Origin of the sequence: Flavobacterium palustre, from assembly GCF_014639535.1 — a bacterium.
In the GTDB taxonomy this organism is placed as follows: Bacteria; Bacteroidota; Bacteroidia; order Flavobacteriales; family Flavobacteriaceae; genus Flavobacterium; species Flavobacterium palustre.
Genome location: NZ_BMGA01000003.1, coordinates 285903 through 302843, shown reverse-complemented (window position 1 = coordinate 302843; position 16941 = coordinate 285903). Strand labels below are relative to the sequence as shown.

At 33.3% G+C, this 16941-nt stretch carries 17 protein-coding genes and 1 tRNA gene; 11 read left to right on the top strand and 7 right to left on the bottom strand.

What is annotated here, in order from left to right; all coding sequences use genetic code 11:
• Positions 1–113 precede the first annotated feature (113 nt).
• From IEV84_RS08315 to IEV84_RS08300, 4 genes are all read left to right on the top strand, one after another.
• The gene (locus IEV84_RS08315; protein ID WP_188493816.1) at positions 114–2009 is read left to right on the top strand and encodes a RecQ family ATP-dependent DNA helicase; all 1896 of its coding nucleotides are present in this window, start codon (positions 114–116) and stop codon (positions 2007–2009) included.
• Positions 2009–2956: a methionyl-tRNA formyltransferase gene (fmt, locus tag IEV84_RS08310; protein WP_188493815.1), complete on the top strand. Its 948-nt coding sequence runs from the start codon at positions 2009–2011 to the stop codon at positions 2954–2956. The genes IEV84_RS08315 and fmt overlap by 1 nt, the downstream gene beginning before the upstream one ends.
• Positions 2957–3136: 180 nt before the next feature.
• Positions 3137–3409 (top strand): HU family DNA-binding protein, encoded by a 273-nt coding sequence (locus IEV84_RS08305; protein WP_071183513.1) that lies wholly within the window; start codon positions 3137–3139, stop codon positions 3407–3409.
• Between the two features lie 124 nt (positions 3410–3533).
• Positions 3534–4094 (top strand): YqgE/AlgH family protein, encoded by a 561-nt coding sequence (locus IEV84_RS08300; RefSeq protein ID WP_071183512.1) that lies wholly within the window; start codon positions 3534–3536, stop codon positions 4092–4094.
• On the opposite strand, the gene IEV84_RS08295 is transcribed toward IEV84_RS08300, so the two are convergent.
• Together IEV84_RS08295 and IEV84_RS08290 are read right to left on the bottom strand one after the other, a co-directional pair.
• Positions 4091–4933, bottom strand: coding sequence for an aminotransferase class IV (locus IEV84_RS08295; protein WP_188493814.1), 843 nt, complete (start codon positions 4931–4933; stop codon positions 4091–4093). The two genes, IEV84_RS08300 and IEV84_RS08295, sit on opposite strands and share 4 nt — an antisense overlap.
• 55 nt (positions 4934–4988) lie before the next feature.
• Positions 4989–5381, bottom strand: a complete 393-nt coding sequence (locus tag IEV84_RS08290; RefSeq protein ID WP_188493813.1) for an START-like domain-containing protein — start codon at positions 5379–5381, stop codon at positions 4989–4991.
• A gap of 154 nt (positions 5382–5535) precedes the next feature.
• Between IEV84_RS08290 and IEV84_RS08285 the strand changes: the two genes are divergently transcribed.
• Positions 5536–5609, top strand: a tRNA-Met gene (locus tag IEV84_RS08285).
• Between the two features lie 213 nt (positions 5610–5822).
• Here IEV84_RS08285 and aroQ read toward each other — a convergent pair.
• Both aroQ and IEV84_RS08275 read right to left on the bottom strand, forming a co-directional pair.
• Positions 5823–6236 carry a type II 3-dehydroquinate dehydratase gene (aroQ, locus tag IEV84_RS08280; RefSeq protein WP_188493812.1) on the bottom strand — a complete coding sequence of 138 codons (414 nt, stop codon included), beginning with the start codon at positions 6234–6236 and terminating at the stop codon, positions 5823–5825.
• Positions 6237–6311: 75 nt separating this feature from the next.
• A complete protein-coding gene (locus IEV84_RS08275) occupies positions 6312–6866 on the bottom strand; it encodes a porin family protein (RefSeq protein WP_188493811.1) in 555 nt (184 codons plus the stop codon).
• A gap of 330 nt (positions 6867–7196) precedes the next feature.
• On the opposite strand from IEV84_RS08275, the gene IEV84_RS08270 reads away from it, so the two are divergent.
• From IEV84_RS08270 to IEV84_RS08255, 4 genes are all read left to right on the top strand, one after another.
• Positions 7197–7709 carry an outer membrane beta-barrel protein gene (locus IEV84_RS08270; protein ID WP_188493810.1) on the top strand — a complete coding sequence of 171 codons (513 nt, stop codon included), beginning with the start codon at positions 7197–7199 and terminating at the stop codon, positions 7707–7709.
• A 181-nt stretch (positions 7710–7890) separates the two neighbouring features.
• Positions 7891–8421, top strand: coding sequence for a hypothetical protein (locus tag IEV84_RS08265; protein WP_188493809.1), 531 nt, complete (start codon positions 7891–7893; stop codon positions 8419–8421).
• Positions 8422–8518: 97 nt separating this feature from the next.
• On the top strand, positions 8519–9028 hold the full coding sequence (locus tag IEV84_RS08260; RefSeq protein WP_188493808.1) for an outer membrane beta-barrel protein: 510 nt from the start codon (positions 8519–8521) through the stop codon (positions 9026–9028).
• A gap of 78 nt (positions 9029–9106) precedes the next feature.
• Positions 9107–10009, top strand: coding sequence for a site-specific tyrosine recombinase (locus IEV84_RS08255; RefSeq protein ID WP_188493972.1), 903 nt, complete (start codon positions 9107–9109; stop codon positions 10007–10009).
• Between the two features lie 129 nt (positions 10010–10138).
• On the opposite strand, the gene rny is transcribed toward IEV84_RS08255, so the two are convergent.
• From rny to IEV84_RS08240, 3 genes are all read right to left on the bottom strand, one after another.
• Complete coding sequence (gene rny / locus IEV84_RS08250; RefSeq protein ID WP_188493807.1) at positions 10139–11701, bottom strand: ribonuclease Y; 1563 nt, start codon at positions 11699–11701, stop codon at positions 10139–10141.
• 213 nt (positions 11702–11914) lie between these two features.
• Positions 11915–12202: a cell division protein ZapA gene (locus IEV84_RS08245; protein ID WP_188493806.1), complete on the bottom strand. Its 288-nt coding sequence runs from the start codon at positions 12200–12202 to the stop codon at positions 11915–11917.
• An 8-nt stretch (positions 12203–12210) separates the two neighbouring features.
• Positions 12211–12501, bottom strand: a complete 291-nt coding sequence (locus IEV84_RS08240; RefSeq protein ID WP_188493805.1) for a coiled-coil domain-containing protein — start codon at positions 12499–12501, stop codon at positions 12211–12213.
• Between the two features lie 177 nt (positions 12502–12678).
• Between IEV84_RS08240 and IEV84_RS08235 the strand changes: the two genes are divergently transcribed.
• Together IEV84_RS08235 and IEV84_RS08230 are read left to right on the top strand one after the other, a co-directional pair.
• Complete coding sequence (locus tag IEV84_RS08235; protein ID WP_188493804.1) at positions 12679–14373, top strand: M23 family metallopeptidase; 1695 nt, start codon at positions 12679–12681, stop codon at positions 14371–14373.
• A gap of 8 nt (positions 14374–14381) precedes the next feature.
• Positions 14382–16856, top strand: a complete 2475-nt coding sequence (locus IEV84_RS08230; RefSeq protein WP_188493971.1) for a TonB-dependent receptor — start codon at positions 14382–14384, stop codon at positions 16854–16856.
• The last annotated feature ends 85 nt before the right edge of the window (positions 16857–16941 follow it).

Sequence of the window (16941 nt, the reverse complement as noted above, 5' to 3'; positions counted from 1 at the left end):
TTAGTTTGAGTAAGTTTGTTGCTGATGCTGCTTTTTTGTCAGTAAAAAAAGAAAAAATCACATTAGAACAGCTTTTTGATTATAAAAAACGAATTAACTCTTTCTGAAATTTGATGTCTGAAACTTTACAAATTCTAAAAAAATACTGGAATCACGATAGTTTTAGAATGCCTCAAGAAGAAATTATCGATTCCGTTTTAGGCGGTCAGGATACTTTTGCATTAATGCCTACAGGCGGTGGAAAATCCATTTGTTTTCAAATCCCCGGCATGATCAAAGAAGGAATCTGTTTGGTAATTTCACCTCTGGTTGCTTTAATGAAAGATCAGGTTGCCAACTTACAAAAACGCAATATCAAAGCCATTGCGCTTACCGGCGGAATAAAAACAGATGAATTGATCGATTTACTGGATAATTGCCAATTTGGAAATTACAAATTTCTGTATTTATCTCCCGAACGTCTGCAATCCGATTGGATTTTGGAACGAATTAAAAACCTTCCGGTCAATTTAATTGCCATAGACGAAGCGCACTGTATTTCACAATGGGGACATGATTTTCGTCCGGCTTATTTAAAGATTTCAAATCTAAAAACCCATTTCCCAAAAATTCCTTTTCTTGCGCTCACAGCAACAGCTACGCCAAAAGTAAAAGAAGATATCATTAAAGAATTAGGGCTGGAGAATCCTAAATGTTTTGAAAAATCTTTTGAAAGAAAGAACATTGCCTACATGGTTTTTGAAATCGAAGACAAACTTTTTAGGATAAAACAGATTTTAAGCAAAAACCCACAGCCTTCCATTATATATGTGCGAAACCGAAGAGCCTGCATTGATACTGCAGAGCAACTTAATTCTTTAGGTTTTAAAGCTACTTATTATCACGGCGGACTTTCGACCAAAGACAAAAATAACAACATGCAACTTTGGATGGAAGAAAAAGCACTGGTTATGGTTGCCACCAATGCTTTCGGGATGGGAATTGACAAAGCCAATGTAAAAACGGTAATTCATATTCAACTACCTGAAAATCTTGAAAATTACTATCAGGAAGCAGGCCGCGCCGGTAGAAACGAAGAAAAAGCCTTCGCTGTTTTACTCACTAATCCATCGGATGTTGCTCAAACCGAAAATCAGTTTATCTACACACTTCCTGACAAACAATTTCTCAAAGAAGTTTTTATCAAAATGTGTAATTATTTTCAAATTGCATACGGTGAGGGTATTAATGAGCAATATTCCTTTAATCTAAACCAATTTTGTAACCGATATAAATTCCCGGTTTTAAAAACCTACAATGCCATTCAGTTTTTAGATCGACAGGGGGTGATTAGTTTATCGCAGGAATTCTCAGAAAAAATAACATTACAATTCGTTATTCCTTCTAAAGAAGTAATTCGTTACATGAGCCTGAATCCTAACAATGAAGAAATTCTGCTGGCTATCTTGCGTACTTATCCCGGAATTTATGACATGCAAACTAACTTTAATCTTCCGTTAATTGCCCGAAAATCGAAACACAGTGAAACGGAAGTGCAAAACGTTTTAGAAAAACTGAAAGAAAAAGGAATTGTTGATTATCATTCGAAAAATAACGACACCACTTTGGTTTTTAACGAAATCAGGGAAGACGAAAGAACTATTAACCGAATTGCCAAATACCTCGAAAATCAAAATCAGTTAAAGAAAGAACAATTTGAAGCTGTTTTAAATTATATCAGAAAAGATAAAGTCTGCAAAAGCAAATTGATATTAGACTATTTTGGCGAAAAAAAAGAAGCTAATTGCGGGATTTGCTCTTATTGTATTACACAGAAAAAGAAAAAAGAAACTCAAGTTTCGCTTTCAGACGAAATACTAAGTTTATTAAAAAATGCTGATTTGAATTCAAGAGAAATTCAAATCAAACTAAATAATCCTTCGGACGATGTTATCTTTGCACTTCAAGAATTATTAGAAAACCAAAGCATTCTGATAAAACCAAACAATAAATATAGCTTAAAACAATAATGGAAAAATTACGAATTGTGTTTATGGGTACTCCTGACTTTGCGGTAGGAATCCTTGACAGTATATTGAAAAATAATTACGAAGTAGTGGGTGTAATAACCGCTGCCGACAAACCAGCCGGACGCGGGCAAAAAATAAAATATTCGGCTGTAAAAGAATATGCCTTGGCAAATGATTTAAACTTATTGCAGCCAACTAATCTAAAAGACGAATCTTTTCTTGCCGAATTAAAATCGCTTCATGCTAATTTACAAGTTGTGGTTGCTTTTAGGATGTTACCAAAAGTAGTTTGGGAAATGCCTCAATTTGGGACGTTTAATCTTCATGCTTCTTTGTTGCCAAATTATCGTGGTGCAGCACCTATTAACTGGGCTATTATCAATGGAGAAACTAAAACAGGTGTCACCACATTCTTTATTGATGACAAAATAGATACCGGCGCCATGATTTTAAGTTCAGAAACTGAAATTGATCCGAACGAAAACGCAGGACAGCTTCATGATCGTTTAATGAATTTAGGGAGTACTACCGTTATCGATACTTTGGATTTAATAGAAAAAGGAAATGTTGCAACAATTATTCAAACTGAAGATGTCGATATCAAGACGGCTTACAAACTCAATAAAGAAAACTGCAAAATAGATTGGACAAAATCATCTTCGGATATTCATAACCTAATTAGGGGCTTAAGTCCTTATCCTGCTTCATGGTGTTTTTTTACTGATAAAGGTCAGGAGTGGAATGTGAAAATATACGAATCTAAAATAATTCCTGAAACGCATCGTTTTAGTATTGGAACAATCGTTAGTTCTAAAAAAGAATTAAAAATTGCAACAAAAGACGGCTTTATACAAGTGTTAAGTTTACAATTTCCGGGTAAAAAGAAAATGACTACTGCTGAATTGCTCAATGGAATTTCATTTTCTGAAGAAACAAAAGCGTTATAAACCCAATAAAAATAGGGTGTAAGGGGGTGGAAAACTCAAAAAACGGCAGTGTTATGAACAAAAAACAGAAGTTATTAACAAAATACCCTAAAATCAAGGAAAACACTTGCAGGGTCTGTATTTACTGCTAAATTTGTGTATCGACAATTTATTTTTAACCAACAATTAATAACTATCATTATGAACAAATCAGAATTAATCGATGCTATCGCTGCTGACGCAGGAATTACTAAAGCTGCTGCTAAATTAGCTTTAGAGTCATTTTTAGGAAATGTAGGTGGTACCTTGAAAAAAGGTGGGAAAGTATCTCTTGTAGGTTTCGGATCATGGTCAGTTTCTCCAAGAGCTGCAAGAGACGGAAGAAATCCTCAAACTGGAAAAACAATTCAAATCGCTGCTAAAAACGTTGTAAAATTCAAAGCTGGAGCTGAATTAGAAGGAGCTGTAAACTAAGAAATAAGTTTCAAAATCCATCAATATAAAAAACCCTCTTTTGAGGGTTTTTTTATGCTTTTTAACGATTATGTTTGGAGTTTTTTATTTTTTTTTCTTAAATTTAATAAAAACTTAAGCAGTCATGATTTCAGAAAAATTAATAAAAGGACAATTACTTATTGCTGAGCCTTCTATCATAGGAGACTCATCATTTAATCGATCTGTGATTTTATTAGCCGATCATGACAAAGACGGATCGGTTGGTTTTATCATCAACAAACCTTTGAAATATACCATAAACGATTTAATTCCTGAAATAAATTCCCGTCTAAAAATTTACAATGGCGGGCCTGTTGAGCAAGATAATCTTTATTTTATTCACAATGTTCCCAATCTGATTCCCAACAGTATTGAGATTTCTAACGGAATTTATTGGGGCGGTGATTTTGAGTCCACCAAAGAACTTCTTAACAGCGGAAGAATCAACAAAAATAATATTCGCTTTTTCTTAGGTTACACCGGCTGGTCAGAAAGTCAATTGCAATCAGAAATGGATGCTAATTCTTGGATTATTGTTTCTAATACTTATAAAAATAAAATTATAGGCAAATCGGCAGCTCATTTTTGGAAAGAGCAAATTATAGAGTTAGGCGGAGACTATTTAATATGGTCTAATTCACCTGAAAATCCATACCTAAATTAAACAACAGCAACTATTTCCTCGTTTAGCTTAGCTATTATTTGTTTAGAAAAACTCACTCCAAAAGTCTTTTTCCTGTACTTGGTAATTGGCTGAATTCCTTTTATAACATTGGTAATAAACAATTCATCGGCTTTTTGAAGTTCAAATGGAGAGATTGCTTCTTCAACAACTTCAATTCCGGAAATAGTTTTAGCTAATTTTAAAACTTGTTTGCGCATAATGCCGTTCAAACAGCCTTCAGAAACCGGAGGAGTAATTAATTTATTTCCTGTCAACATGAAAAGATTTCCCTGAATTGCTTCTACTACATTTTTACTGTCGTTTAATAACAAACAATTGTCCAGAGTATTTTCATTTGCAAAAATACTTGCTGTTACATTCAGAATTCTGTTTGTGGTCTTAATTGAAGATAATAACTGTTTTGTGATATAAAAATCCTTAAATAAATCCACCTCATATTCTTTTTCTTCAAAAGAATAAGGTGCTGATTCTATTGCAGAAGCATGAACTAAAAAAGAAACGGTATTGTCAATAGGTAAATAATAACCGCCATCATTTCTGAAAACCGTAATCCGGGCTCTGGCGGAATTGGAAATAGCCAATTTGTTGGTTACAGAAAGAAGTTGTTCCTCAAAATATTCCATGGTAAAATTCATTGGAATCTCCATGCGTACTACCCGCATTGATGCCATTAATCTAAAGTAATGGTCTTCTAAATAAAGTACTTTAGAATTGAAAATTTTAACCGTTTCAAAAACAGCATCTCCGTATAAAAAACCACGGTTTTGTGTTAATATATTTGAATCTTGAGTTACTAAAGTTCCGTTGAAATTAATCATAAAAAAAGCCCTGAATTTTGTTCAGGGCAAATATAAGTTATAAATATAGAATTCGCTATACAGAACCTAAGAGATGTTTCAAATCTGAAATTTGATTTTCCCATAATTGTTTCGCTTCGTCAATTTCGTCTTCTTCGGCAAAATCAATAATTAATAAAGAAACGTCTTTTGTTAACTCGTCTTCGAGAATATGTAATTCAAAAAAATATTCAGTGTCCTTATTAGCGGTGTCAACCCATTTGAATTTTACTTTTTCTCCTGATTTTTTTGATGCTAATCTTGCTTTTTCTTCTGAATCATTCCAGATAAAGGTAAAAAATTCTCCTCTGGAATTAACATCATCAGCAAACCATTCAGATAAACCGGAAGGAGTAGAAATATATTGATATAATAATTGTGGCGAAGAATTTATAGGAAACTCAATTTCGTAACGTACTTTATTATCCATAGGGGCATATTTATTTTTTTTCGAATATATAGAATATAATGTCTAAAAAAAAACGTTTTTAAAAATATTTTTTTTCTTCATTTTATGCTTGCGGAATTTAAATTTATTTCTATCTTTGCACCCGCAATCAGGAACAGTATAGACCTGAACATTTGGCGAGGTAGCTCAGTTGGTTAGAGCGCAGGATTCATAACCCTGAGGTCACGGGTTCAACTCCCGTCTTCGCTACGAAAACAAACCCTTAAACATCAATTGTTTAAGGGTTTTTTGTTGCTTTTTGTTTTTCAAAAATGCTGGTTTTGAACAAGGTAAAATCTAATCGTCAGATAGAGGAAAAAGCTGTGATTAGAGGGTGATTTATAATGGAAAATACAATAAAAAAAAGGTATCGATGATTGAGTGTCATTGATACCTTTTTTTTTCTTTATAAAATAGGAGGGACTATAAGAACGATTGTATGGCTAAATCATAACTTTTAAGTCCAAATCCTAAAACTACACCTTTAGCATTTCCTGAGATATACGATTGATGTCTGAAACTTTCTCTGGAAAAAGTATTTGAAATATGTACTTCAACTACTGGAGTTGTGATTCCTTTTACAGCATCACCAATACCCACAGACGTATGTGTGTAGGCACCGGCATTCAGAATGATTCCGTCATAAGAAAACCCAAATTCCTGTATTTTGTCAATTAATTCACCTTCAATATTGCTTTGGTAATAAGTAAATTCGATGGAAGGGAATTTTTTTTTGATTTCTTCAAAATATTCTTCGAAAGTTAAACTTCCATAAATTTCAGGTTCGCGTTTTCCTAATAAGTTTAGGTTAGGGCCATTTATAATGCTAATTTTCATTTTTTTTATCTTTTTGTAAAAATAAAAAAACCGTCCCGATAATTCGAAACGGTTCTTAAATAATTATCAGTTTTTTTAAAACATAATTCCGGCGGATAGCTGAATAGTTGAGTTTTTAATATCGGCATTTTTAGATGCTTCTGTTAATCCAAGTCCGTAACGGGCTTGAACAAAAAGATTTTTGGTAATATTTAAACCTAATCCGCCTACTACACCAAATTCGAAAGTTTCAGCATCTTCTACATCAAAATCATTTTTTTCACTCAATAAGAATGAAGCTTGTGGACCTAGTTCCAGACTTAAGCTTTTGCTTAGGTAAAATTTAGCTAAAACAGGAATAGATAAGTATCCTAGTTCATTTTTAAATTCTTCTACAGCATCTTTATAGGTTGCACCTTGAGTAGAATATAAAAGCTCCGGCTGGATTGCAAAACTGTCAAACAGTTTAACTTCAGCTAATAAACCAGCGTGATAGCTGGTAATAGATTCTTTGCTTTCAAATTCAGGAGGAGTGTCTCCGTTTTGATTAGCAAAATTTGCTCCAGCTTTAACACCAAAACGAATAGATTGTGCTTGTAGTACTGTTGTTATGCTAAAAAGCATGATTGCAATTAAAATTAATTTTTTCATAATACTTTTTTGTTTAAGATTCGAGACTGTAAATATAAAACAGTTTGCTGTTTATTTTATTGTGTTCTTTTGTAAAATAAACATTAAAAAAATGAAAAAAGACATTGTTTTTGAAAGAAAAAACTTGTTTTTGTGTCTGTGTTGTTGATGTTTTAAAAAATCACGGAATTAGGTGAGAGTGTTGTTTGTAATTGTCTGTAAATGAGTTTTTTGTTATTTTTCTTTTTTCGATGACGCATCTGTTTTTAAGATTTTGTTTTAACATAAAATTAGGTTTTATGGTAGTATTTGTTTTAGGTTTGTGCTCAAATTTTAACAAATATAAAAAAAATGAAAAAAGTTATTTTATCAGTTGTGGCAGTGTTTGCATTTGGATTGGCTAATGCACAAGAAGTTAAATTTGGGGTTATTGCAGGTGCTGATTTTGCGACTTCAAAAATTGAAGTAGAAGGGCTTAATGTAAGTAATAATACGACTGCTTTTTTTGGAGGTTTCTTTGCTGATTTTACTGCTTCAGAAAAGTTTCATGTTCAACCAGAGTTAGTAATAGTAACTGCTGATGGAGGTAGTCAGTTACAGTTACCAATTTTGGCTAAATATTATATAGCTGATAAGGTAAGTGTTTTAGCTGGTCCGGATTTGTTATTTGATTTAAATGAGAAGATAGAAGGATTCAAAAGCTTTGGTGTTGGTATCGATTTTGGTGCTGCTTATGATATAAATGAGCATTTTATGGTAGAAGCCAAATATAATTTAGGATTAACAGATTTTTTTGAAGACGCTCCGTCAGGATATAGTGCTAAAGTTAATGGTTTTTTTCTTGGTCTAGGATATAAATTCTAATCAAGCCATTAAAAAAAACTACAAAGACCATTCGAGAGAATGGTCTTTTTTTATGCTTTATATTATTCTTGTTAAAACATTGTTAATAGTGTTGTTGATAAGTTTTTAATAGGACTTGTTTTTTGGTTTTGCGAATTTGATAATTTTAAGTTAATAAATTATTAATTTAACAACTTAAACTATGAAAAAAATCATTTTAACAGCAGCGGCAATGTTGGCATTTGTGTTTTCTAATGCGCAAGACATGAAAAGTTCTTCAGGAGGACAAACAGCAAAAGGTAAGTGGTTAATTGAAGCAAATACAGGAAATGCTATGCTTGGTAGTACTAGTTTTTCTCTTGCTACTTCTGATGGAGAATCGGAGTATAATATTGGTTTAGATGGAGGTTATTTTATAGCAGATAATTTTGCTTTAAAAGCAGGTTTAGGTTACGGTGGAGAAAGTGTTTTTGATTCAAGTATTTTTTCTTATCGATTAGGAGCCAAATATTATGTAGAAAGTATGATTCCCGTGACTTTGGATTTGACAGGAGCATCAATTAAAGACGCGTCTGAAAACCCAATGTGGTTAGGTATTGGAGCTGGATATGCTATCTTTTTAGGGGATAATGTTTCTATTGAGCCAGGATTGCGTTATAATCTTAGTTTGAATGAAGATTTTACTGATAAAGGTATTTTTCAGCTAAATATTGGTTTTGCATTGCATTTTTAATAATTTTTAAAATTTTATTTAAAACCTCTTCTCAAAAGGAGAGGTTTTTTTATTAGAATAAATCTTATATTTGTGTCGAATTTTAACAAGTAAAAAAATGAAGAAAGTTATTTTATCAGTTGTTGCTGTGTTTGTTTTTGGTTTTGCTAATGCACAAGAAGCTAAGTTTGGTTTAAAAGCGGGTGTTGATTTTGCTAATGCTCATGGTAAATTAGATGGAAGTTCCTATAATAATGCTGAAACAGGTTTTTATGCTGGAGGATTTGTAGATATTACAGTTTCAGATAAGTTTCATGTTCAGCCAGAGTTATTGTATGTTTCAGTTAATGATTTAGACCAGATTCAAATTCCTGTTTTAGCGAAGTTTCCTGTAGTAGAAGATTTAAGTTTATTAGCCGGTCCAGATTTTGGATTTCTATTAGATGCAGGCGAGGGATCTAAAACTTTGAATTTTGGTTTAGATCTGGGGTTATCTTTTGATTTGAACGAAGAGTTTTCATTGGATGGTAAGTATAACTTTGGATTGTCGAATTTGGTTGAAGGCGGAAATAACGATTTTAGTTCAAAACTAAGTGGTTTCTTTTTTGGACTTAGTTATAAGTTTTAATACTCAATTGTCAACTATAGAAACAACCTCTCGATTCGGGAGGTTTTTTTATGTTTATAAATGTCGTTTATTTGTAGTATGAATTGGGAATCCTATATCAAAAGTTATCAATCCTATCTTAAAATAGAGCGTGGTTTGTCAAAGAATACTGTTGCGAATTATTCTTTTGATATTGAGCGATTGTGTTTGTTTCTTTCTGAGAATCGCATTGAGATTTCTCCATTAAAAATTAAGGAAGAGACCCTTCAGCAGTTTGTTTATGCAATTTCTAGTCAGCTTAATGCCCGTTCCCAAGCCAGGATTATTTCGGGTCTGAATAGCTTTTTTAGTTATTTGATTTTTGAAGATTATCGTAATGATAATCCAATGGAGTTAATAGAATCTCCTAAAATAGGTAGGAAATTACCTGATACTCTTTCGGTGGAAGAAATTGATGCTTTAATAGGTGCAATTGATTTGTCTTCAAATGAAGGAGAACGTAATCGAGCCATGTTAGAAACTTTATATGGCTGTGGCTTGCGGGTATCGGAATTGGTTTCGCTTAAAATATCCGATTTGTTTTTTGAAGAAGGTTTTATTAAAATTACCGGAAAAGGAAATAAAGAACGTTTTGTGCCAATTGCAAATTCGACCAAAAAATACATTCTTCTTTATAAAAATAATGTAAGACCGCTTGTTTCGGTTAAAAGAGAATGTACTGATGTTTTGTTTTTAAACAGGAGAGGAGGGCAATTGACAAGAGCGATGGTTTTTACTATCATCAGTAATTTAGCTGCTAAGATTAATTTGAATAAAAAAATCAGTCCGCATACTTTTAGGCATTCATTTGCAACCCATCTTTTAGAAAATGGTGCCGATTTGCGTTCGATTCAATTAATGCTTGGTCATGAGTCGATAACTACTACCGAAGTTTATTTGCATTTGGATCGGACATTTCTAACCGAAGTACTGGAGAGTTGCCATCCCAGAAAGAATATGTAGTTAAATCTCAAATTCCAAAAATCAAATTCCAATTTTAGGGAGCAAATAAAAAACTCCAAATTCCAATAATTTATAAATTAGAATTTGGAGTTTTATCCCGATAGCTATCGGGATTGGAATTTTATAGTCCTATTTAGCAATATTGACTGCTCTGGTTTCTCTGATCACTGTTACTTTCACCTGACCTGGATAAGTCATTTCAGTTTGGATTTTTTGTGAAATTTCGAAAGATAAAGTTGCTGCATTGTCATCAGAAACTTTTTCACTTTCTACAATTACACGTAACTCTCTACCAGCCTGAATAGCATAAGCATTTTTAACTCCGTTGAATCCGTAAGCCACGTCTTCTAAATCTTTTAAACGTTGGATATAAGAATCTAAAACCTGTCTTCTGGCTCCTGGTCTTGCCCCTGAAATAGCATCGCAAACCTGTACAATTGGAGACAATAATGATTTCATTTCAATTTCGTCGTGGTGTGCTCCAATAGCGTTGCAAACTTCTTCTTTTTCGCCATATTTCTCAGCCCATTGCATACCTAATAGAGCGTGCGGTAAATCACTTTCAGTATCCGGTACTTTTCCAATATCGTGTAATAAACCAGCTCTTTTTGCTAATTTAACGTTTAATCCTAATTCGGCAGCCATCAATCCACAAAGTTTAGAAACTTCGCGAGAGTGTTGTAATAAGTTTTGTCCGTAAGAAGAGCGGTATTTCATTCTACCAACAACTTTGATTAATTCAGGGTGTAAACCGTGAATTCCTAAATCGATAACGGTACGTTTTCCAACTTCGATGATTTCGTCATCAATTTGTTTAGCAGTTTTAGCAACCACTTCTTCAATACGTGCCGGGTGAATACGTCCGTCAGTAACTAATTTGTGTAAAGACAAACGTGCGATTTCTCTTCTAACCGGGTCAAAACAAGAAAGTATAATCGCTTCCGGAGTATCGTCAACAATGATTTCTACACCAGTTGCGGCTTCTAAAGCACGGATATTTCGTCCTTCACGACCGATAATTCTACCTTTTACATCATCTGATTCGATATTGAATACAGAAACACAGTTTTCTACGGCTTCTTCTGTTCCAACACGTTGGATCGTGTTGATGATGATTTTTTTAGCTTCCTGCTGAGCCGTTAATTTTGCCTCTTCAATAGTGTCCTGAATATGAGACATTGCTGTAGTTTTAGCTTCAGCTTTTAAACCTTCAACTAGTTGTTCTTTGGCCTCTTCAGCCGATAAACCGGAAATCAATTCCAGTTGTTGCAATTGACTTTTGTGCAATCTGTCAACTTCTGCTTGTTTTTTGTCTAAAACTTCAATTTTAGCTTCAAATTCGGCTGTTTTTTTCTCGAAATCATCGTTGACTTTTTTAGCTTTGGATAATTCGTTAGAAACCTGAGATTCTTTGTCTCTGATTCTTTTTTCTACTTCAGCTACTTTTTTGTCACGAGCCAAAATTACTTGTTCGTGTTCGGCTTTTAATTCAATGAATTTTTCTTTTGCCTGAAGAATTTTGTCTTTTTTTATGTTTTCAGCTTCAAAATTGGCGTCTTTTAATATCGAAGCGGCTTCTTTTTTAGCGTTTTTAATTAGATTAGAAATGTTGCTTTTTTCTATGATTTTGGCAATGGCAAATCCTATTGCGATGCCTATAATCCCTGAAATGATAATTGTTAATATGTCCATGTTTATTTAAAAATTAATATATAAAAAAAGCCTACATTAAGTTGTTTGTATAAACTCGTGATGACAAGTTTTGAGCTAACTCGCTGTTCAAGCTTCCAAACTGAATTGGCTTGCTATAGTAACGATGATTTGCTCATTCTAAGTTGTTAGTGTTGAGTTTATCAAATAGGAACTAATGTAGGCAGTATCTTAGTTGTTAAAGAACGTTATTTTTTAGAGATTTTCGTCTAAAATAGCATTAATTTTTTGAATCCTGTCAATAGTTTCGTTTCCATTGATAGCATTGTCAATCTGTTTTTGCTCTACCTGCGATGCAAATTGCAAAGCACACATGGCTAAAACGTCTTGTTTGTCGCGAACAGCATAATTTTCTTCGAATTGCTTTATCATACTATCAATTTTTTTAGAAGCGCTTCTAAGTCCTTCTTCCTGAGACGGATCTACCGTTAACGGATAGACTCTGTCAGCAATTGATATTTTAATTTTAAGCTTTTCGTCCATTTTTTATACTAATCTGATAACTGTGCTATGCAGTAATCAATTTCACGAATTAATGAATTTATTTTAAGCTTTGTATCTCTTTTGTTTTCGTCACTACCTAATAATGAATTGGCAATTTTAAGTGTTTCATACTGTGCTTTTAAGGCTTCAATCTCCTGAGACTGATTTTGTATGATTTGGGCAGATTTATTTAATTCGATAGTTAAATCCTGATTGTTTTTTTCTAAATTTCTTAATTTTAGAATAAGCTTTTCAACTTTATTTTCAAGAGTATCAATTATTTCTGCAATTACACTCATTATAAATCCTATTCATTACTTAATATTACAAATTTAGTATTAGTTTTTATTATTGCAATATTTTATTGTTTTTTTTATTATAAAATAATCAAAATGTTGTCTTGTAAATGGTTACAAAAATACTTTTTTTATAAAGCATTCCAGTTTAGTTTTTTTATCTTAGCAAAAATGATTCGCATGAGATTTTTCCTTTTTTTTCTACTGATTTCCAGAGCTGTTATGGCTCAGACAACTTATCCGAAAGATTATTTCCAGTCTCCCTTAGCCATTCCGATGCAATTATCAGGGAATTTTGGAGAATTAAGACCCAATCATTTTCATGCGGGTTTTGATTTTAAAACGTTACAAAGAGAGGGGTTAGATGTAATGGCGGTGGCTGATGGTTATGTTTCCCGGATTAAAATTTCGCCTTTTGGAAATGGAAAAGCCATTTATATAAATCATCCTAATGGTTATACAACGGTCTATTGTCATTTGCAAAAAGCCAGTGGTGCAATAGCTGATTATATCAAAAACACGCATTACAAGGAGCAAAATTTCGAAATCGAAATGTTTCCTAAAGCGAATGAATTAGTTGTAAAAAAAGGTGAAATTATAGGTTTTTCGGGGAATACAGGTTCTTCAGAAGGACCGCATTTGCATTTTGAATTTAGAGATACGCAAACCGAAAAAATCATAAATCCAATGTTGTTTGGGTTTGATAAAAATTTCAAAGACTCTAAAAAGCCAATAATTTCAGCTGTCTATGTTTATCCGTTGGAAGGAACAACGGCTAATCAGTCGAAGCGTCCTTTGTTGTTGAATTTGAATTTGCAGAAAGATGGTACTTATTTAGCCACAAAGGTTTTGGCTAATGGAAAAATTGGTTTTGGAATCACCGCTGATGATTATGATAATGTTTCTTTTAATAAAAACGGAGTTTATAAAGTACAGTCTTATCTGAATGGAAAAGAGACTTTCGGCTATCAATTTGATACTTATTCCTTTGATGAAATGCGCTATATCAATGCTTTTATTGATTATGGACGTTATAAAAAAACAGCACAAAGAGTTCAAAAACTCTTTATGAATTCATCTTTTAATTTAAGTATCATTAAAACCGATGCAGATAACGGAATTGTAAATGTTGTCCCTAATTTGAATTTAGTGTATCGAATTGAAGTTGCCGATTTTTTTGGAAACACCACTATTGTCAATATTCCGATTGCTTTTGATTCATCCAGTCCAATAGTGGAGAAAGAGCTTGTCATATCTAATTATTTTGTTAAGGCTAAAAAAGACAATATTTTTTCTAAAGACAATATGACAGCCACTTTTCCGGCAGGAACTTTTTACGAAGATTTTGCAATGAATTTTGCTGTAAACGCTACTGTTTTAACACTGCATGATGATACGGTTCCGGCACATTCCGCTTTTGAAATCGCGATAGAAAGCGATAAATATACTGAGGAACAAAAAAGCAAAGTTTATATTGCAAGTTTAAGTGCCGGTGGAAGTTTAGGTTATAATGCAACAACCGCAAAAGGAAATCTTTACATCACTAAAGTACGTTCTTTAGGTAAATATACTTTGACGATGGATACTACTCCGCCTACCATTACAATTGCTAAACCTATTGAAGGACGCTGGCTGAGTGCCGAAAAAACAATTCAACTTTCTATCAGGGATAGTGGTTCAGGGATAAAATCATACAATGGCTATTTGAACGGGAATTGGATTTTATTGGAATATGATTCTAAAACCAGAAAGCTTACTCATCATTTTAGTGACGGAATTGTTGCCGAAGGCGCCAATGAATTAAAAGTTGTGGTGACTGATCAGGTAGGGAATACAACTACATTTGAAAGTCGTTTTTTTAGAAGTCAAAAATAATAGGGAGTATTTTGAATCATAAACTAGCTTTTGTTTTTGTACTGTTTTGGATTGGTTTTTCTTCTTTGGCACAATTGGTCAGAGTCAAGGGAACTTTGCTTGATGCTCAAAATAATCCTGTAAGTAATGTTACTATTTCGTTTTTAGGACATTCGACTCAGTCTAATGCAAAGGGGTTTTATACTATTAAAGTTCCGGTAAATAAAAAAATCAATTTGGTTTTTAGTCATTTGACATTTAAAAAAATGACTATTTCTCTATTACTGAAAAATTCGGAAGATTACGAATTGAATTTGGTAATGAATGAGCATGAGGAGCAAATGGGCGAAGTAGTCATTACAAAAGACAAGAAAAGCCAAATTCAGGGAATTACCACTATAACTCCAGATGTTATCCGAAAAATTCCGGGAGCGAATGCCGGAATTGAAAATGTATTGAAAACCCTGGCAGGAGTGAATTCAAATAGCGAATTGAGTTCGCAATATGCTGTCAGAGGCGGAAATTATGACGAGAACTTGGTTTATGTGAACGAAATTGAAATTTACCGCCCTTTTTTAATTCGATCAGGACAACAGGAAGGTTTGAGTTTTACCAATACTTATTTGGTGCAGAACGTCAATTTTTCAGCGGGAGGATTTCAGGCTAAGTATGGCGATAAATTATCTTCGGTTTTGGATATTACCTATAGAAATCCAACTCAGTTTGCTGCTGCTTTTGAAACGAGTTTTCTTGGCGGAAGCCTTGCTGTAGATGCTATATCTAAAAATAAAAAATGGACAGCTGTAACGGGAATTCGTTATCGGAATAATAGTTTGTTAGTGAAAAGTCAGGAAACGCAAACTAATTATACACCTTCTTTTGTGGATGTTCAAACCCATATCAATTTTCGTGCTTCTAAAAAGTGGCAATGGAGTTTTTTAGGGAATATTTCACAAAATAAGTACAATTACAAGCCTTTGTTAAGAAAAACAAGATTTGGAACCTTGGATCAGCCTATGGTATTAACAGTGTTTTATGACGGACAGGAAAAAGATAAGTATGATACTTATTTTGGTGCTTTGAAAACAACTTTTAAGGCTTCGGATAATTTTACGTTGAAGTTTATTGGTTCTGTTTATCATACTTTAGAACAGGAATATTTTGATATTTTAGCGCAATATCGTCTGGGAGAAAACGATGCGACTATAGGAAATGAAACGTATAATGATGTTTCTTATACCAGTGGAATTGGAACGCAGTTGAATCATGCCCGAAATGATTTGGACGCAATGATTGTAAATGCCGAAGTGAAAGGCGTTTATGATTGGAAAAAAAGTAATTTGGAGTTTGGTGTAAAATACACTCGTGAATCTATCCGGGATCGAGTAGTGGAGTGGGAAGTGATTGATTCGGCAGGATTTTCAATAAATCCGCCAATTATCAATTTTGCTAAAAAAGACGAACCTTATACTTCTTTCACCGGACCTTTGGCTCCATATCAAAGTGTATTTGCTACGAATTTTAATACCATCAACCGATTTTCGGCTTATGCACAATGGAATGCCAAAAGTAATCTGGAAAATGCGCAACTTTGGTACACAGCAGGTATTCGAATGCAAAATTGGGGAGTAACAGGAACGAATGCAGTTTCTTCGGGTAATTCACAAACTGTTTTTAGTCCGAGAGCGCAACTGACCTTGAAACCCAATTGGGAAAAAGAAATGATTTTTAGAATTTCGGGAGGTTATTATTATCAACCGCCTTTTTACCGGGAACTCAGGGATGCCAGTGGTGCGGTTCAACCTAATGTAAAAGCACAGCAATCGATTCAGGTGGTTCTTGGGAATGAATATAATTTCCAGATGTGGAATCGTCCTTTTAAGCTGGTTTCGGAGTTGTATTATAAATCACTCAACGATGTGAATACTTATACAATTGACAATGTCAGGATTCGTTATGCTGCTAATAATGATGCTAAAGCTTATGCGCAGGGGTTGGATTTGAGATTAAATGGTGAATTTGTTCCGGGAACGGAATCCTGGTTTAGTTTTGGTTATCTTAAAACAGAAGAAAATTCAAATAACAGAGGTTATATTGACCGACCAACAGACCAAAGATTAAAGTTTGCTGTTTTGTTTCAGGATTATATGCCCAGTATTCCCAGTATGAGAGTGTATCTTAATTTAGTTTATAATACAGGTTTGCCAGGAGGTTCGCCTTCTTATGCCGATCCTTATGTGTATCAAAATCGACTGAATGATTATCGCAGGGTTGATATTGGTTTTTCTAAAGTTTTAATTGATTCCAATTCGAAAAAAGCTCGAAAGAGTTGGTTAGGTAATTTTGAAGAATTGTCTCTGGGCTTGGAAATATTCAATTTGTTTAATAATCAAAATGCAATTACCAATACATGGGTGCGTGATGTGTATTCAAAAAATGAATATGCAGTACCTAATTACATGACTACAAGAATATTTAATCTAAAATTGAATGCTAAATTGTAATAAAGTAATTATTTTAGGAGTTTTACTTGAGTAGGATCACGTCATAAATTAAGTTTAAAATTCAAAAGCATTTTTAAAAATCATT